We start from the raw sequence: 19,489 nt of genomic DNA on the forward strand, positions 1-19,489 counted from the left end.
AAGAGCAATTAACCTACGCTCATTTCCAATAAATTACACTCTTTTCGTAACTTCATGCTGCAAAGATATAAATTTTTAAAACAAACAGCTTGGTAATTGGCTTGTAAAATAAAAGCCCGTTTAAATTCTGTTCAAGATTATTTCGAAGAATCTTTTCAGGGATATTTTATATCATCGTTAAACTTATTAATGTTATAACAATAGAATATTAAGATATTAACAATGTCTTTTAATCAGCCCTTAGTAATAATTTCGGAAATTTAATTTTATCAATGTCCAAGAACTTTGGCGAGTCTTTTCAGACCTTCGATAAGAAGCTTTCTGGGGCAAGCAATATTTAAGCGGATAAATCCTTCTCCACCTGGGCCGTATAATGTACCGGAATTAACCATTAGTTTCTGTTTGTTTTGCAAACATGAAGTTATGTTGTCTGATCCGATTCCGGCGGCTCGGCAATCGATCCAGACCAGATATGTACCTTCAAGCGGAAGTACAGAATATTGAGGTAAATGCCGTTTAAAAAAGTAACGAATATATGTGTAATTTTCCCAGAGATATTTTCGTAAGGCATCGAGCCATTCTTCGCTTTTCTCATAGGCCGCTATTGTGGCGATGACACCGAATGGATTGACGTCGCACACTTCATTGTCGTTGATCGCTCGGTCTATCCGGCTGCGGATATTGCTGTCTGCTGCCACGATATTAGCAATCTGTAAACCTGCAAGATTAAAAGCTTTGCTGGGTGAGATGCAGGTTGCAGAATGCAATCGGAATTCTTCGGATAGAGATGCAAAAGGGGTATAATTGTGACCTTCATATGTCAGTTCGCAATGTATTTCATCTGCAATTATAAATACTCCGTTTTGCAGACAAATATCACCGATACGCTGTAATTCTTCTGATGTCCAAACTCTCCCGACCGGATTGTGCGGATTGCATAACAGCAAAAGTTTTGTTTCTGGATCGGCGGCTTTGAGTTCGAGATCATCGAAATCAATTGTGTAGCGTCCTTCTTGATAAATAAGATTGTTAGCTATCATTCTACATCCATTATTCCGGATTGACGAATAAAAACAGTTATAGACAGGTGTTTGGACGATTATTTTGTCACCGGGTATGGTCATGGCCTTAATAATAGCCGAGATTGCCGGAACTACTCCGCTTGTATAGATAATCCATTGAGAATCTATTTCCCATTGATGGCGGTTTATGAACCATTTGACTATTGTATCATAATAATTTTGCGGTACTTTGGTGTAACCGAAGATTCCGTGTTCCACTCTTCGTCGCAAAGTTTCGATAATTGCCGGAGCTGTGCGGAAGTCCATATCTGCGACCCACATAGGCAGTACATTCTCTTCCTCAGGAGTATCCCATTTATAGGAATTTGTCCCGCGACGCGGGATTATTTCATCAAAATTGTATTTCATAATTTATATTTTTAGTCGTACTTTATAAATCCATTTGCCTTGCCATAATCTGAAAAGAAATATCACTCCGCGGAAGCAGAGTTCGATACACATGGCCAGCCATACGCCTCGTAATCCCATTGTTGGGGCGAGCAAAGCCGCCAGTGTTAGTCTTATACCCCAAATACTTCCGAAATTCATCAGGCTGGGAATGAACGTATTGCCCACTCCGACAAATATGCCATAGGTTACGATAGCTGCTGCGAACATAGGCTCGGCAAAAGCCTCTATCCTTAAGATATCAGTTCCCAACGTTCTGATTTCTTCTATCGGAGTCATTACGCCGATGATTTGCGGGGCTGCTATATACATAAATACACCCATGATTCCCATAATCGATATTCCCGACCATACGGCTATATTTGCAAAGCGACGAAGCAATTTTAATCGGTTTGCACCAAGACTTTGCCCGACTAATGTTGTTGCTGCCTCGGAAATACCGTATCCGGGCATATAGCAGAGACTTTCGGCAATGATGGCAAACGAGTTGGCGGCAATGGCTATGATACCGAGTGGTGCTACTATAATTGTTGTCATAATCTGAGCACCGCATATAGCTATATGTTCAAATCCCATTGGAAAGGATATGCGGACAGCATTTCGTAATGTATCTTGCCGGAGTAAAAAATATCCTCGTTCCCCGGATAATTTCAGTATGGGCGAACGGTAACAGAGATACCACATCATCCCTCCGGCAGTTACCAACTCGGCAAGTACTGTTCCCAATGCTGCGCCTTTTACCCCTAAACCTGCGCCATAAATGTCGATATTCAGACCCATGATTTCGATCTGTCGTTTCGGAAATATCAGAAAGAAATTGAATATTATGTCAAGCAGACACATCAGTATATTTAATATGCTCGGTATATACATATTTCCACTACACCGTAACATTCCGCTGGCCAAAAAATTCATTTGTAATACCGGTAAAAAGAGAGAAAAAATCAGAAAATAGACAGATGAATCTTTTCTGATTATCTCGTCTCCGCCCAACCAGCCGGGGAGAAAGTCACTGATGAAAACTCCGATAGCTGCTAATGAAGAGCCGAATAGCAATGTCGCAGTAATGGATTGACGTAAAATTTTTCTTGCTCCGGCAAAATTTCCAGCTCCGATAAGATGTGCCACTTGCACGGAGAAGCCTGTTGCAGCTGCTGCACACAATCCCCAAAACAACCATGTCGTTGTTGATACCAGTCCGATAGAAGCCGATGCATTTGCTCCCAAACTGCCGACCATCGATGCGTCTACGTATTGCATGACAATAGAAGACAGTTGTGCCATAATAGCCGGGATACTGAGGTATACAGTTAGTTTTAACTGCTGTTTCAGGGTCATTTTTTTACCTTCCCGGATAAGAGATAAAAGATAGTCGGTTTTATTTACCCTTGTTCTCATCGATACATAAAGAATTTATTAATCGGAGAAACAAGTTCTTTCATCCCAAAGTTTCAATTTACAATCAGCTGGAGACTTGATATTCTTGTCAAGAATGATTTTACCGTAACTGTCGGCCGTTATACTGCCGGTGCGAGGATTTTTTACACTATGTATAGGACTCTTGATCGTGGCATTTACACTGCTGTACTCAAAAGCAAGATCGCAATCATCGGCCATGATGCAGTTTTCCAATATGAGATTTTCGGCATAGCATAATGGTTGAGTGCCAGAAATTTTGCAATTTATAAGACGCAGGTTGCGTGAATGCCAACCTAAATATTCACCGTTTAATTCAGAATCGTAAATTGTTACATTTTCCGTTTCCCACAAAGCATCTTTCGTAGTAATTTTTGCATTGTGCAGCTCTAAATTTTTCACGTATTGGAATATATATTTGCTGTCACTTTCCAGTCCGTCGATATAAATATCGTTACAAAACATAAACGGGTAAGTCCCTCCGTGTAGTTTCAAATTTTTTATATTCAGTCTGTTGCACCTCCAAAATACTTCGTCGGCATCTGTTATCTCAACATTGTTTATTTCGATATCGTGCATCTCACGAAACATTTTAGGCGCATCGATCCGAGTATTGGTCATTTTTAAATGATCGGAATACCACAAGGCAGAACGTCCTCCGATATCGAAAAAGCATCGGTCGATAATAAAACCATGTACGTGCCAAAAAGGATAATTCCCTTCAAATTTGCAATTTATGGCCTCTATGTTGCTGCATTCTTTAATAGCCGATTCTCCGGCATGAATAATCACATTTTCTAAACGAAGGTCATGTGACTCGAATAAGGGGCGTTCGCCCCCGAATTCGGCATTCGATATAGTTTTCATTTGTTGTAATTTTAGTGTTATTTATTTTCGATCAATTTGATAAATCGTGCAGGACTTCCGCCTACAATTGTATTAGCCTCTACATTTTTTGTCACGACCGCTCCTGCTCCGATAATGGCATTATCTCCGATACTGACATCTTGAAGAATAGTTGCATTAGAACCTATCCAGACATTCTTGCCGAGTATAATGGGTGCAGGATAAGTCGTTTTACGGTCTTCCGGAGCTAATCCGTGATTGAGTGTAGCAAACACTACGTTGTGTCCGATTTGGCAACCATCCCCGATTGTTATTCCCCCGTGGTCTTGGAAATGGCAACAAGCGTTGATAAATACATTCTCACCTATGGAAATATTCTTTCCGAAATCAGTATAAAATGGAGGGAACACTCGAAGTGTCTGCGGAACAGAATAGCCAAACAGTTCGGAAAGTAATTCTCTGACTTTATCGGGAACATGATATGCCGTATTCAGCCGGAATGTGATGCGTCTCGCTTCATTGCTCATATCATCCATGAAGTGGTGAATCTCCTCTGTATTAAGAGCCTTACGTGCTTTTACATATGCTTTGAAACTTTCGATAGTCATATTAATTAGTCATATTATTGTTGCTCGATTTTTACTTGTATGTCTCCATCAATGCTTAAAGCCTCGATACCATTACCGTTTATATGTCCTATTTTTATCAGATCATTACTATGTGACCAATTTTTGCAGAAAATGGCGACATTTCCCCATGGAACATAAATAGTAATGTCACCGGATATGGGAGTACAACCGCGAGTAACACCTTCAGTTGTCAAGGCTGGAGAAGGATAGAAGATTTTTTCGGTTATATTATTGTAGTCATTTAACGTTACTTCCAATGGCAGACGGGAAAGAAAATCTCGTGCAGCAGCGTTGTCTTCCATTGTTGCGGTAATGGTGCGGTCACCGATCTTGATGTTTATAATTGGGGAAGAACTCTCTGGTATATCCGATTCCTCCCGATCAGCACCTATTCTGTCGAGCCATTCAGTAATACGGCTCTCCATTTGCGGAAGGGTTGAAGAGGTCAATAGTAATGACTGCTCGATCAGGATAGACTCGGTACAGATCGATTGTGCTTCGTTAACAGAGGAGGTAATACCGCTGCTGCCGCTTGTAGCAAACAGGGCTATTTGTTTTCCGGAAAGTTTTGAAGCATGTTGATACAAAAAACTCTGCATCGGTGTTGCCATGCTTCCGTACCAGATCGGATAGCCGATAAATATAATGTCATAATTGTCAAAATTATCGACAGAAGTTTTGATAGCAGGATAATTGCCTTGGCGGATTTCTTCTAATTCTTTTTGTGCTCGATTGAGCATAGAATTATAGTCATCATCGTAGGGAATCTGAGGTTCAACCTCTAAAATATCGCAATCGAGTATTGATTGAATTGTTTGTGCCACATGTTCGGTATTATTTGTACGTGAACTGTAAAGGACTAAATAATGTCCATTTTTTCCGGAGATAGGTGTATCGGTTTTATCGTTATTCTCATTTCTGTTTTCTGTTTGTTCCGAAATAAACGATTCATCTGATTTTTCACAGGCTGTTATTGATAGAACAATAAACAGCAGAAATAAAATTGATAAATTTTTTTTCATTGTTTTTATTTTTGTAGTTAATATTCAACTTATGTTTTGAGGTGGAGTTTGGAAAATTTTTAAGTTTATGTTTTCGTTCATTATTGTATGACAAAAATAGAGAGTCTTAAAAAGAACTTTTGTAGATAAATTATCGGTTTGTTTAACCAAATTACGGATTATTGTTTGAAGGAAAATCAGGAAGAAGTCTCATAAGTAATGTCTTTTTAGGGGGGACATACTCGCTCAATAGGGGATAAAAGATGTGTAAAAACGCATAAGATTTTAACTTTTAATACGAAACAAACATAAATATGGCGTAAAGATTAATCTGTAAAAGAAGTATGTTCTGATAATATTTTCTTATTGGAAAATTTAGACAGCTTCTTCATACTCTTAATAAGAGTTCTATCGAGAGAGAAACAGTAATAAATAAATTTTTTAATTATAGGTAGTATATGTTATTTTATTATTTTAACATAGTAAATCCGATTAACAAAGATTAAACAGGTAAGTTTGCATTCGTATTGGTTCGCCTGCGTTTTTCTGCTCAGGTGATTAAAAGGGAATCAGGTGCAAGTCCTGAACAGTCCCGCTGCTGTAATTCTCGTTGATTCCGGACATTCATGTCACTGGGAAAATCGAAAGGCTCGTTTCGATTATGCTGGGAAGACGTCCGAAAGAGGAGAGATAAGTCAGAAGACCTGCCGTACATTTTCAGAATATCTTATGCTTTCGGGGGTTAAAGCAAAGGTAAGTATAAAATGTAACGTTAACGGGTTACGCTGGCTCTATACTGTATCTTTTCCTATAACTTTTTGTAAGTATAAGTTATTCGGTGATTTGAATATTATGTTTTGATTCAAATAATTGTTTAATTTAAAATGCTTATGAAAAGAATTGTTACATTCTTGATTGCTTTTACTCTTTTATGTGAGGCGAGGCAGGTTTGGGGCGAGACGACTGCCGTTACAATGCCGTACGGAGAAACAAAAACCGTTACGGTAACCGATCCGATAACATTTTATGATAGTGGCGGAAGCTCAGGCAATGCCGAATCGTGGAGCGATTATCCCGCATCAGTGTGTTTTGTGCCGGGAAATGCAGGCGAAGTTATAGAAGTCTCTTTTGAAGCAGTCGATGTAAAATCTGCTCAATTTAGAATTTATGACGGTTTTGTCGATGTCGGTTATGATGATTTACCCGACGGAGACAAAGGTGTAATTGCAGCAAATTCTGTTTTTCAGTCGGCTTCTCCTGACGGGAAGATGACAGTCGGCTATTATTGTCCGGGAATGTCGGGTACAGGCTGGAAAGCGGTCGTGAAAAGCGTATCTCTTAAAGATATGATAATCGGTGAATGCATCGCTCTTTCTACGGGCGTTTCTTCCGTTCCAGTAGGTTCGGAATGTCAACCGGTAATGCTAATTAACGTAAAGGCGGAAGGAAGTCTTAATCCGTTAACGGTAAGTGAATTATCTTTTAATCTTAACGGTACGGTTTCTGTCTCGGATTTACAGAATTTAAAAGTTTATTATTCGGGAAATAAATTACAGTTTAATGATGCTCATCTTTATGCTTCCGAATCGTCAGGTAGTTCTGATATTAAGGTATCCGGCTCGCAAGAACTTGCATCGGGAAATAATTATTTTTGGTTGGTAGGAGATGTAACGGCGGCGTATGTTGTCGGGAATAAAATAGCGGCACAATGTACGTCGATAAAGGTTGCCGGAAACGAGGTGCTTGAGACCCCGATTGCTTCTGTAGGAGAAGTTTATATCGGTAATGAGTTGAGCATGTCTGCGATGTGGCAGAATTGTTATGTAGGCCGGACATCTTTGAATTTTTATGATGATGGCGGGCCTGACGGAAAAATATCGGAGGGTTTTAAAGGGCAGACGACTTTTATACCTTCGACATTGGGTAGGCGGATTCAAATTGAATTTAAGAAAGTAGCATTATTCAGTACCACGACCAGCGATAAAAGCGATATACTAAAGGTGTATAACGGTAAATCGGTAAATGAGGCTGACTTGAATATTCAAATTTCCAATGGAGATATAATTACCGTAACATCTTCTTCAGACGATGGAGCATTGACTGTTGCGTTGACCAGTGTAACGGGTGCATTGTTCGGGGATGGTTTTGAAGCCGTAGTTTCTGAGGTCGAGCCCAAAGAAATGGCTGTGAAATCTATTGTTGCTGCGCAATATACCGACGGAACAATTATGGCTGGAGATCTTTTGCAACCTATTTTGTCGTTGAATATACAAACAGAGAATGTCCTTCCTATAATAGCGCAGACTTTTAAGTTTACTATATCCGGAACGACCAATCCTGCGGATTTGACAAAAGCATCGGTTTATTATACGGGTAAAAAAGCGGAATTCGGTTCTTCCAATAAAATAGGAAAGGTTATTTTAAACGGTAGTTCTGATTTTGAAATAACTGGTTGTACTCAGGAGCTGGGAGAAGGAAACAACTATTTTTGGTTGGCATACGATATAGATCCGAGAGCTGTGGCCGGAAATAAAATCGATGCGGGATGCACCGCTGTTGTCTTGTCGGGTAAGGAAGAGATTATTGCCGATACCAATCCGGAAGGCGACCGTACGATAAAAAATGAATACGTTTCTACGGTAGGAACATTTGAAAAAACGATTTATGGTAGTTGGACTTATACGCATACCCCCAAAAAGTATGGTAGTGGATATGAAGCTGTACAGGGAAATCAAATTGTTACATTTATTCCGTATTCTGAAGGTAAAATTATAGAATTGGAGTATCAGGATTTTGCCGTGAGTGCAAGCTCTGGATATTATGGAGTGGATGCTACTTATATAATTTATAGCGGTAAAGGAACGACCGGAGAAGTATTGTGGGAAGCAAATACCGCAGATAAGCGAAAAAACGGGCTGGAAACTATTATTCGTTCTAAATCGGAAGACGGAGCTGTCACTGTTCTTTTCAACGCCAATGATTCGTTTTATAATGCAGACGGCTGGCATGCTTTTGTAAGAGAATATCAATCGAAAGATATGTCGTTCGACGGGATAGATGTCGTGCAGGCAAGTTCGGACTTTGTAGCCGGAGGTACTGCCGATCAGGAAATTTTGCGGTTTAAGATAGTGACCGGAGGCGATAAAAACCCGTTGCCTTTAAATAAAATTGCTGTTGATCTGAAAAACAGTCAATCTTGTGTAGATAAAGTCTCCGTTTATTATACAGGTAAGAATGATGCGTTTGCAACAACAAATAAAATCGGCAGTGTTGATGTCGACGGTTCTGTCGGGAATCTGGAGATTCCTGTGTCGTCTGACTTTATTTTGGAAGAAGGAGATACTTATTTTTGGATAACTTACGATGTCAAATCCGGAACTGCACCATCACAGAAGTTAGATGCAAAATTATTGTCGGTTACCATAAATAATGTTTTGCAATCGGTCGAAAACGGAGATCCGGAAGGCGATCGGGAAATAAAGAATGTTTGTCTGTTACCGGTATCGGGACATGAAACAATCAATGTGGGAGATTTTCCTTATGTTTGTTATGATGACGGAGGTGCAGACGGAGAATATAGTGAGACCCAAGAAGGTGCTCTGACATTTGTTCCGAAACCGGGAGATGTAATAAAGCTGACATTCAAACGGTTCAAGACCAGTGTCCGTGATTATTTGGAAATATACGATGGTACAGGAGTCGAGAATGAAAATTTATCGGTGAAATATGATGGAGATATGAATGAAAGTTTACCGGAATCGATTATCTCTAAGGCAGAAGACGGTTCTTTGACAATCAGATTTAACAGAACGGGATACATCGTCAATGACGGTTGGGAGATAGAGGTGAGTTCTTATACGCTGAAACCGTTGAGCTGTGGTACAGTGAAGGCGATATCTGTTAATGAAAAAAGTGAACTTCTGGGTGGTTCTCTGAATGAAAAAATGCTTAAGGTTGCCGTTGAAGCTATCGGAGATAGAGGTTCGTTTGTTGTTGATGAACTTTCATTCGGAGTAACGAATTCGGAGAGTTTGATGAATACGAAAGTTTATTTTACCGGTACGAGTGATGTATTCAGTCCTGAAAGTCAGTTCGGCACAGAACAAACAGGCAATACTCCGGTATTTACGGGAGAACAGAGTATTTCAGCACCCGGAACTTATTATTTCTGGCTGACTTGTGATATAAGAAGCGATGCTGCAATCGGAACGGCATTGGGTTTTGTTCAATCCGGTATCAAAGTTAATGGAAATTCATTTGCAATAGAATCGTCAGAAATTGCAAATCTGAAAATTAAAGATGGATTCCATGGTACGCATACTATCGGAGAGAATGGAGAATATAAAACTATTACTGCTGCAGTCGAAGCAATGAAAGATGGTATAAATGGTGCTGTCGTTTTTGAATTAGAAAACGGAATCTATAATGAGGAAGTGATAATTCCGGAAATTCCGGGAGCTTCTGCTGCGAATACGATTACATTGAAATCTAAAAGTGGAAATTATAGCGATGTGACGATTACGGCAGAAAACCATTCCGGAGGATATGACGAACAAAACTCGGCTGTAATGACCATATTCGGAGCTGATTATTTGACGGTAGAAGGAATTACTTTTACTAATCCTGATAATACATATTATTATTTGATGGATGTGAAAAATGCAAGTAATTATGTTACTATTCGGAATTGTTATTTTAAAGGAGAGGTCATGACTTCTGAACCTGTTACATCAGATCCTCATAAATTATTGCATACGAATTTTGTAAATCAAGCTGTAGAAAATACTCCGGATACCTATATGACCGTTGAGGGCAACCTTTTTGAAGGAGGTTATATTGCGGTTCAGGCAGGTGGAGCAAATCCGACAGATACGAATAAAGGAACGAGGATTATCGGAAATACGTTCAAGAATCAATGGAGTAAAGCGATTTATCTGAATTATGATGTAGATGGAGTTATAGAGAAAAACGTGATTAGCAGCAACTGTTCATCGAAAAAAGAATATAATGGGATAGATATGAATACTTGTTATAATACGGTTGTGCGGAATAATGTGATATCTGCGACAATGCCCTATATCTGCGGCATAAAGCTGAGACCTGTTTCCGGTTCAGAAGAAAAGCACTTCCGCGTATATAATAATGTATTGAATCTGAAATCTTTGACGTCATCGGATAATGCGTATGCAATTTCGGTAACCGGAGGCTCTACGACAAATAAAATCAGCTTTGTGGATATTGTGAGCAATACGATACGTTTGAGTGGAAATAATACCGAAAAATGTGCCGGAATATATAATATTTCCAATTTCAGCGAATCGATTACGGTACAGAACAATATTATACAAAATGAAGCCGGCGGTTATGTTTATTGGATAAACAGCAAGCCGCTGAAAGCAACGACACTCAATAATAATGCTCTTTATACTTCCGGAACTGTTTTTGCGAAAAATTATACTACGATCGAGAATTGGTTGACCGGTTCTAAAGAATCTAATAGTATTAATCAAAAAGTGACTTTTCAGTCAGACGAAATACTTGCACTGAAAACTTTGGACGGCCTTAATGCCGGTATTCCGTTAGATTTTGTTGTTACCGATATTGTCGGAAATGTGCGTGATACGGAACATCCGACTATCGGAGCTTATGAATTTGTTGTAGCAGAATTGCCGGCGATGGAATCCGGATATCCGGTTTTGTTAGGAGATGTGACTTATAATTCGGCGGTTGTTACTGTCAAAGTAACGGCTAATGCAGAAGTCTATTATTTATTAAAGAATGACGAAAAAGAGCCTTCTGTGGAAGATGTTATTGCTGCCGATAATAAAGTTTCGGTTTCTAAAGGACAGGAAACAGCAATCCCGTTGACCGAATTGAAACAGTATACCGAATATTATGCGTTTTTTGTTTTGAAAGGTTTGGCAGACGGTCAATTATCAGAGGTTATCGCTATGAGCGCCTTTACAACAGTTTATGCACCGACATCTGTGTCCACATTTGAAGATGTGACCGTTACGGAAACCGGATTTGAAGATGGAACAGCTCGATTCAATGGTTTTGTCGTAGAAGAGATTACTGATGGAATAGAAGATAGCCGGAAAGCAGCAAAACTCCAAACAGAAGGAACTGTTACTTTGATAAATACTTCTGATGGATTGATATTGACCGGATTTTATTTGAAGTCGGATGCCGATGTTACAATATCTGCATCGAAAGGTCAACTTGAGATTTCTACCCGGACTATAGCCTCGACTCAGGATCGGTGGATATATTACAGTTTAAAAGAATGGGGAGAAATAACTTCTATAACTTTAAGTAGCAAGGGTAATGTTTATATAGATAATTTCAGCGGTAACCCCCAAAAACTGATGGTAACGGCAGACGATAAGACTGTTTCGGAAGGTGAGTCCGTAATTTTGACATCCGATGTTTCAGGAGGAGTTTCTCCATATACATATAGCTGGAGAAACTCGAAGAATGAAATCCTTTCCACTGAAGAACAGTATTCTTTTGTTCCTCAGGAATGCGGCGACTATACTTTGACTGTGACGGATGCTTGGGATGAAACTGCAACGATAACGGTTCGGGTAATTGTAACCGGAGAAGCTGCTGCCGCAACTTTTGAAAATTTATATCTTGATTCTGAAAGCTATTGGATGGGTGATCCGGAAGAATCTATGAGTTCATTTGTAAGCGGTTCTTATAAATTCTCTAATTATTATGAGCCGGATTATGCAACATGGGCTTATTTCGGTTATTCAAATGTGACTTCAACGGTTTATAATCCGGCGGATTTCCCTTCGAATCAATTTGGGGCGGCAGCCGGTAGCGGGGTACATGAATCTGAAAATTATGCGGTTGCGTATGCTTCAAGCTATTTTGGTCCGACGCAGGTTGAAGTCTTGAATAATCCGGAGGGAGATGTTGTCAAAGGCTGTTATGTAACGAATACAGCTTGGGTGAAATATGTAACGGAACAGGGTACGGGAATGAACTCGAGCGGGAAGGAAGATGCGAATCTGCCGTTTACTATCGGGGATTATTATAAAATAATAGCTACCGGAGATAATGGTAATTCGGCAGAATTTTATCTGGTAGATTACCGGAATTCGGCAGAAGGAATCGTTGTTGACACTTGGGAGTGGTTTGATTTAACTTCTTTAGGGAAGGTCAAGAAAATCACTTTTACGGTGGACGGCTCTCGAAAAAATGATTGGGGAACGACTATCCCGACATATTTCTGTCTGGACGATTTCAATGGGACGGAAAGTATACCTGAAGGTCTGTCGAATTCGGATACCGATAATTGTAAAGTGTATCTTTCGGGTGACATGTTGAGATTCGAGCAATGTTCAGGATATACATTCAGCATATACAATATCAATGGAACTTTGTCGGATAAATTCAATATAGATGACGATTATCAGACCATCCGGTTAAATAAGGAAAAAGGTCTTTATATCGTTGTCGGAATGAATGGAAAGAACACGATTACTCGTAAAATACAGTTACGGTAACAGACTCTAATAAAAAATGGCGTATCGATTATTTGCGATACGCCATTTTTTATTTTTATAAATCGATCAGTAATCATATACTTCATCTACGGTATAATTTAGAAAGCGGTTAAGCGGTTGCAAAACTTTAAAATCGGCGGCTGTTTCTTGTATCCAGTTATTGTCCTCGAAAAAACGGTCTTGCTTTTTTCCCATTACGACGTAGTCTTTTCTCATTAGTAATTCAGGATATTTGAAATCTTTCGGGAATGGCCGTGGAATTGTTTTAAGCATTTCACCGTCGAAAGCCGGATATACTTTTTTAAACTCCGGGTTTTCCGTTATTTCGATAAATTCATCGCAATGTTCATATACCGCTTCTCGTAATTCTTTCAATAGTTTTGATTCCGGACACCATACACCTCCGCCTAATAAACAGTTTCCCGGTTCTAAGTGTAAATAATATCCGGCACGTAAGCTTTTTTTACCGCCTTTAGAAGCTATATATGCCGAAAAAAATGTTTTATAAGGCGTTTTGTCCGGAGAAAAACGTGTATCTCTATAAATTCGATATACGCAATCTTTTGCCTCTAAACCAGAAATTTCTTCATCGAATACCGAAATGAGACGAATAAGCTCATCTACTCTATTCAAAAATGTAGCTCGTAATTCATAAAACCGATCTTTACGTTCATTAAACCAATCTCTATTGTTGTGTTGACGCAGTTCTGTTAAAAAATCAAGTATATCTTTCATCACTATTCATATTTTATAGATTGCAAACATAGCTAAAATTGACGCTATTTTTATTTTTCGTTACTGAAATTTCTGTAAAAATTAGTAACTTGCCATTCTTTTATTATGATTATGCTAACCCAAACTTTATCAAAGACATGAAAGAGGAAAAAAATCAACCGGTAGAGTTGCCTGAAAATGCATTCAGAGAATTAGGTGAAGGAGAAGAGTACCAGCCGGTTATGTCGCCTTCTAAAAATTATCCGGAGGTTACTTTATGGTCGGTCTCGTGGGGAATTATAATGGCTATTCTGTTTTCTGCGGCTGCTGCTTATTTAGGACTTAAGGTCGGTCAGGTGTTCGAGGCGGCTATTCCTATCGCTATTATTGCAGTCGGTTTGTCTAACGCTACTCGTCGTAAGAATGCATTAGGAGAAAATGTCATTATACAGTCTATTGGAGCTTGTTCGGGCGTTATTGTTGCCGGAGCGATATTTACGCTTCCTGCACTTTATATTATACCTGGACTTACTGTCGATTTTATGCAGGTATTTTTGAGTTCTCTTTTAGGTGGAATTTTGGGAATACTGTTTTTGATACCGTTCCGAAAATATTTTGTATCCGAGATGCATGGCAAATATCCTTTTCCTGAAGCGACAGCTACTACACAAGTGCTTATATCCGGAGAAAAGAGCGGTAACCAAGCAAAACCCCTGATTTTTGCAGGGTTGATTGGCGGCATCTATGATTTCGTTCTTTCTACATTTGGTTGGTGGAGTGAGGTACTATCTACACGAGTATTGCCGTTCGGTGAGACAATTGCCGAAAAGGCAAAAGCTGTTTTCAAAATAAATACGGGAGCGGCTGTATTAGGACTCGGTTATATTGTCGGTCTTAAATATTCTCTGATTATTTGTGCCGGATCTATATTTGTTTGGTTTCTTATTGTCCCTTTTATGGGGCTTTTTTGGGGAGATTCGGTCTTGACTATGGGAAACAGTGATATTGCTATTGCCGTAGGACAAATGACTCCCGAACAAATATTTACTACTTACGGACGCCATATCGGTATAGGAGGTATAGCTATGGCGGGAGTTATCGGCATAATACGTTCTTGGGGAATCATAAAAGGAGCTGTCGGTTTAGCATCTAAAGAACTTGGAGGTAAAGCTGAGGCAGTTATAACTTCGGTGAAACGTACGCAGCGAGATATTTCTATGAAATTTATCGCTATTGCTTGCATCGCAACACTGATTCTGATTTTATTATTTTTCTATTTAGGCATTATCCATAATTTTACACAGGCCTTTATTGCCTTTATTGTGGTATCTGTCATTGCTTTTCTGTTCACGACGGTTGCAGCCAATGCAATTGCGATAGTCGGGACAAATCCTGTATCGGGAATGACTTTGATGACATTGATCTTGGCTTCCGTTATTCTTGTAGCTGTTGGCCTTAAAGGTACATCGGGTATGGTTGCCGCCTTAATTATCGGCGGGGTTGTCTGTACAGCTCTTTCTATGGCCGGAGGTTTTATAACCGATTTAAAAATCGGGTATTGGTTAGGTTCTACTCCGGCAAAGCAGGAGGGTTGGAAATTTTTAGGAACGTTGGTTTCTGCAGCGACGGTAGGAGGGGTTATATTGATTTTGAATGATACATACGGTTTTACTTCTGAAAACGGTTTGGCTGCTCCTCAGGCGAATGCTATGGCAGCTGTTATCGAACCTCTTATGTCGGGGAAAGGCGCTCCTTGGCTGCTATATGGTATCGGAGCATTGATTGCCGTAGTACTGACTTTTTGTAAAATTCCGGCTTTGGCTTTTGCTTTAGGAATGTTTATTCCTTTGGAACTGAATACTCCTTTAGTTGTAGGAGGATTGGTAAGCTGGTATGTCAGTACACGCAGCAAAAATGCCGAAGTAAATAAATCCCGGTATGAAAGAGGTACATTGTTGGCATCCGGATTTATTGCCGGTGGAGCATTGATGGGGGTTGTCAGTGCCGGATTGCGTTTTGGAGGATTTGAATATAGTTGCGAGATGAATGATACAATAAAACAAGTACTTGGTTTAGTATTGTATTTGGCTCTGATTGGTTATTTGTTGAAGGACAGTATGAAAGCTCATAAAGTTCGATAAGTCAAGTTCTATATATAAGTAAAGTCGCATTATTCTGATTATCGGTAATGCGGCTTTATTTTTTTCTCGGATGTTTATTTATAATTGTTTTAAATGAGCCTTAATTTCTTTCTCTCCGCAATAAATTTGATGTAATACTTTCCGAATCGGGATACCTGTTTCACGAGATATTTCTTTAACTCCTTTACCGGCTAAAAAGAGTTTTGTAGGTAGTTGATATTCTTCATTAATTTCCTCGATAATGATATGGAGAGTATCAGTAGATAAGTTTCTGTATAAATCGGGGTTGAGTCGTAGCCTTGAACAATTGTCGATTGTTGATTTTGATGGAATGAAACTGGTAATATATTCTGTAAAAATATGTGTTAAATAAGTTGAATAGTCAAACATTTTTCCGAACCTTTTGGTTATTATTTCGGAAACATCGTATTTATTGTTCATGCACTTTCTCTTTACAATTATATAAATAAAAAGAGCCTCCGGTTTTTTAAATAAAAAGGACCAATTCTTATTTTTAACATACATGACGAATCATGTAACGGAGGCTCTAAATACCTTCTTTACATGATTCATCTATGTTAAATAAAAAAGAATTGGTCTTCGTAAAAATACAAAATACCTATAAACTGGCAAATAAAATAAGAGTAATTTATCGATTATTTTATAAGATATTTGGGCTTTTGTTTAAAATAGATTTTTTATTTGGAAAATTAATATGCTGTTGTCTAAATTTTTCAGACAAGAAAATATCATCAGACCATTTTTACGTTTTCTTCAGGTCTATAACGATGTTGACAGTATCGCTACAGTTTTCTTTTCGAGAGGGAAACAGACTATTCATATGGATTTCTCTCATGCTTGACCCGAGCAAAATTTAGACGGCCCCTAAAAACAAACTTATTATTATGAGGTGGTCTTAGAAGTTACAATAGTTGAAAATGATATTTTGTAATCCGTACCTAATAATGATTTATATTGTTTGCAGAAATTGTCGTATGTGCTTTTGGCAATGCTTCTTTTATCTTTTTTGTATAAAATAGAGCATTTGACCCTCAAAGCTTCTTCATTGAAAATATCATGCAAAAAAATGGTATCTGCGATCAATAATTGAATATCTTCTTTATCTTCAAATTCTTTCTTTTGTAAAAGAGAATGTAAAAGATCTAACGTTATGTCTGAATAATCGCTTTTGAAATTATCGATCCAGTCGGCTTGAGTATTAGGTAATAACGGACCGAAGACGAGTAATTCTAACAATTGGTATAATGTAGCCTCTTTAGTAAAATCATCGAAAGAGGTATCCTGAATAAATTGTATTGCGGCAACATAATCGCAAAAAACTTCGTTTCCGAATGTGATTTTCCAGAAATTATTTTCAAAAACAACCTGTATGTCTCCGACTTTTTCTAATAAAACCCGCAATTTGCGAATAGAGACATTGCGATTATTTCTTGCAGATTTTTCATCTTTATCTTCCCATAAGATACTATCCAGTTTGTTGCTGCTAATTCCTTGCTTTGTTTTTACGCTATACAATAATATGATTAATAATAAAGATTTTAGTATAGGAGTAAATTGGTTCGTTATATCTCCTCCTTCTTTATCTTTAACATTAAATCCTCCTAATAAGCTGATGCTGCTTTTTGATCTGTCAAATGTCTTTTTGATTTCTTCCTGAGGAGCTGTTTCTTTTTCTTTTATTTCGATAGAGACCGGTTTTTTATCTTTTTTCCGACGAGAGAATTTATATAAACCGTAGCCCGATAAAAAAATCAGAAAGATGATAACTCCTACCCATAACTTATTTTTCGAAGGGGTTTTTTGAATCGTGTCTTTTAATGCAATCGGCGGGAAATCTATCGAATAAATAGAGACTTCCGGATCGCTATTCCGTATTTCCCTGTTAAATATCGTATATAGTTTGCTGCTGTCGGGAGAGTAGTACAGATTACAAAATAGATACCCTGCCGACATGTCTCCTATATTGGTTGAGCATCTTTTTATTTCAGGATGGTTTAAAGAAATTCGGACTAAATAACCTTGTGATTTTGAGACATTGATTGCATAAAAGCATGAATCTGTCGGACTATAAATCATATTTCCTCTTAATAAAAGGTCTGTCTCATCTCCAATATTTGATTTGATTTCCCATATTTTTTTTATTCCGAATGTCGCTAAATCGACAGCATACAGGTCATATAAGTTATGACTGACTTCTTCTTGGCGTCCGTTTTTGCTTCCCTTGCCACCGAAAATGTAAAGAGTATTGTTTACGATTGTCGATACGGCGGAAAATCGAGGTGAAATCTCTTTGATTTGAAGACTGTCCCATCGATGAGTATTCAAATTTACCTTGAACAATGTGTTTTTATACAGATAATATCCATATCCTCCGAACGTAATTAAAGAGGTATCTTTAGGGGATATAGCCACAGTATGGTGTATATAGGCCGGATCCATACCGTTCGTGAAAGTACCGCTCCAAGAATTATTCTCCGATGAGAATACCGAAATTGATTTCTGGTCAAGGCTGTAAGATATGAGCCTATGGTTGTACGGATCATAAGTTATTTGGTTGTTTTTTTCACTGGCTAATTTTCCCTTGATATTATCTATTGAATATGACTTTTGTGTGATAGGATTAAGTACGGTCAGTTGATTGCTCCCGTTAATGATGTAAAATAAATTTTTATCAGAATTATATGTGATTTGGGGATTTCCTTTAATTTTTTGTTTATATAATTGATCCCATGAAGAGTGATTATCGATGAGCCATATAGGATTCTCTGTAATTGCGGGACATTGTTTTATGAGATCATAACAGATACTATCTGCATGTTGTTTTAGTTCCCAATGATATATTTCGTTGTCTTTGTTGTCTAATACCCGTACATTTTTAATATTGATGGGAGCGACATCTCCGACTTGAAAGTTTTTGATTCCGGAAGTCCCGAAATGGATAGTCACATTTTTACATCCTGAAAAATCAAAAGATTGAGTGCTTTGAATCGATCCGAACGAAAAAGTGATTTTATTATCTTTCGGCATTAATTTGACGCTTATCGGTATCCATTTATTGTATGTCAGATCTTGTGTAATCGGATGTTGACTTTCGTTGAGTATCCATGCCGGATAACGATCGTTTTTCTTGTTGGCAAGATATACGAGATCTATATTTTTTTGTGTATTTGTAATGATTCTCACGACATATCCCCATACAATCTCTTTTCGCAGCATGAGGTCGAATGATATGGTTCTTCCGTTTTCTATTTTTATAGGTTTTCCTCCATTCAATACAAGTCGTGTGCGTATTGTTCCCGGTTGTTGGTGTGATCTGAAAAATAATCCGCCGTTTATGTCAGAAGAATAAACAGAAATGCTGCATAATAAGCAAAATATGACAAAAAGTTTTTTCATGATGATAATGTGTGTGTTATATCTTGATATTGTATATCCATCCTGTTTTGACATTACAAATGTAATAAAAAAATGAAAGGAGAACATTTATTCTGCTATTTTTTGAAAAAGAGATATTTCTAAATATAATTATTTTAAAATGTATATGCATGGCTGGAGTCTTTGATAAAGGTTGCCGATTAATTTTTCAATTTACCGTTTTTTTAAGTGCATTTTAATTCTCTATAAAGTGAAAAGATAATTGTTCAAGAATATTTTTGTAACAAATTTTGTAGTCGGGAGAAATTTCCGGTTGCTTGGCTCGTTTTAAATTACTAATCAATAATTAAAAACACACAC

At 38.1% G+C, this 19,489-nt stretch carries 10 protein-coding genes and 1 riboswitch; of the genes, 2 read left to right on the forward strand and 8 right to left on the reverse strand.

What is annotated here, in order from left to right; translation table 11 throughout:
* Positions 1–269 precede the first annotated feature (269 nt).
* The 5 genes from AC0UMU_RS08465 to AC0UMU_RS08485 are packed head-to-tail and all read right to left on the reverse strand — an operon-like array spanning position 270 to position 5,382.
* Positions 270–1,430 (reverse strand): MalY/PatB family protein, encoded by a 1,161-nt coding sequence (locus AC0UMU_RS08465; protein ID WP_022599557.1) that lies wholly within the window; start codon positions 1,428–1,430, stop codon positions 270–272.
* Positions 1,431–1,433: 3 nt separating this feature from the next.
* Positions 1,434–2,867, reverse strand: coding sequence for an MATE family efflux transporter (locus tag AC0UMU_RS08470; protein ID WP_022599555.1), 1,434 nt, complete (start codon positions 2,865–2,867; stop codon positions 1,434–1,436).
* An 18-nt stretch (positions 2,868–2,885) separates the two neighbouring features.
* Positions 2,886–3,752 carry a DUF3737 family protein gene (locus AC0UMU_RS08475; RefSeq protein WP_022599553.1) on the reverse strand — a complete coding sequence of 289 codons (867 nt, stop codon included), beginning with the start codon at positions 3,750–3,752 and terminating at the stop codon, positions 2,886–2,888.
* Between the two features lie 17 nt (positions 3,753–3,769).
* Positions 3,770–4,339 carry a sugar O-acetyltransferase gene (locus tag AC0UMU_RS08480; protein WP_022599551.1) on the reverse strand — a complete coding sequence of 190 codons (570 nt, stop codon included), beginning with the start codon at positions 4,337–4,339 and terminating at the stop codon, positions 3,770–3,772.
* 14 nt (positions 4,340–4,353) lie between these two features.
* Positions 4,354–5,382, reverse strand: coding sequence for a cyclophilin-like fold protein (locus AC0UMU_RS08485; protein ID WP_288641923.1), 1,029 nt, complete (start codon positions 5,380–5,382; stop codon positions 4,354–4,356).
* A 489-nt stretch (positions 5,383–5,871) separates the two neighbouring features.
* A riboswitch (cobalamin riboswitch) is annotated at positions 5,872–6,087 on the forward strand.
* A 701-nt stretch (positions 6,088–6,788) separates the two neighbouring features.
* On the opposite strand from AC0UMU_RS08485, the gene AC0UMU_RS08490 reads away from it, so the two are divergent.
* Positions 6,789–12,878 (forward strand): BNR-repeat neuraminidase N-terminal domain-containing protein, encoded by a 6,090-nt coding sequence (locus AC0UMU_RS08490; protein WP_473979912.1) that lies wholly within the window; start codon positions 6,789–6,791, stop codon positions 12,876–12,878.
* A 66-nt stretch (positions 12,879–12,944) separates the two neighbouring features.
* Here AC0UMU_RS08490 and AC0UMU_RS08495 read toward each other — a convergent pair whose 3' ends face one another.
* Positions 12,945–13,616 (reverse strand): DUF2461 domain-containing protein, encoded by a 672-nt coding sequence (locus AC0UMU_RS08495; RefSeq protein ID WP_122304750.1) that lies wholly within the window; start codon positions 13,614–13,616, stop codon positions 12,945–12,947.
* Between the two features lie 134 nt (positions 13,617–13,750).
* Here AC0UMU_RS08495 and AC0UMU_RS08500 point away from each other — a divergent pair, with 134 nt between their 5' ends.
* Complete coding sequence (locus AC0UMU_RS08500) at positions 13,751–15,733, forward strand: OPT family oligopeptide transporter (RefSeq protein ID WP_022390683.1); 1,983 nt, start codon at positions 13,751–13,753, stop codon at positions 15,731–15,733.
* Between the two features lie 78 nt (positions 15,734–15,811).
* Here AC0UMU_RS08500 and AC0UMU_RS08505 read toward each other — a convergent pair whose 3' ends face one another.
* Together AC0UMU_RS08505 and AC0UMU_RS08510 are read right to left on the reverse strand one after the other, a co-directional pair.
* Positions 15,812–16,174 (reverse strand): hypothetical protein, encoded by a 363-nt coding sequence (locus tag AC0UMU_RS08505; protein ID WP_009316728.1) that lies wholly within the window; start codon positions 16,172–16,174, stop codon positions 15,812–15,814.
* Positions 16,175–16,636: 462 nt separating this feature from the next.
* Entirely contained in the window at positions 16,637–19,150 is a 2,514-nt protein-coding gene (locus AC0UMU_RS08510) for a Kelch repeat-containing protein (protein ID WP_337929201.1), read from the reverse strand.
* Positions 19,151–19,489: the final 339 nt, after the last annotated feature.

The sequence above is a fragment of the Coprobacter fastidiosus genome (assembly GCF_982245605.1).

Bases quoted from the DNA above. Each gene is read 5' to 3' on its own strand.
- AC0UMU_RS08465 (WP_022599557.1), bottom strand. From the start codon at position 1,430: ATGAAATACAATTTTGATGAAATAATCCCGCGTCGCGGGACAAATTCC.
- AC0UMU_RS08505 (WP_009316728.1), bottom strand. From the start codon at position 16,174: ATGAACAATAAATACGATGTTTCCGAAATAATAACCAAAAGGTTCGGA.
- AC0UMU_RS08480 (WP_022599551.1), bottom strand. From the start codon at position 4,339: ATGACTATCGAAAGTTTCAAAGCATATGTAAAAGCACGTAAGGCTCTT.
- AC0UMU_RS08485 (WP_288641923.1), bottom strand. From the start codon at position 5,382: ATGAAAAAAAATTTATCAATTTTATTTCTGCTGTTTATTGTTCTATCA.
- AC0UMU_RS08500 (WP_022390683.1), top strand. From the start codon at position 13,751: ATGAAAGAGGAAAAAAATCAACCGGTAGAGTTGCCTGAAAATGCATTC.
- AC0UMU_RS08475 (WP_022599553.1), bottom strand. From the start codon at position 3,752: ATGAAAACTATATCGAATGCCGAATTCGGGGGCGAACGCCCCTTATTC.
- AC0UMU_RS08510 (WP_337929201.1), bottom strand. From the start codon at position 19,150: ATGAAAAAACTTTTTGTCATATTTTGCTTATTATGCAGCATTTCTGTT.
- AC0UMU_RS08470 (WP_022599555.1), bottom strand. From the start codon at position 2,867: ATGAGAACAAGGGTAAATAAAACCGACTATCTTTTATCTCTTATCCGG.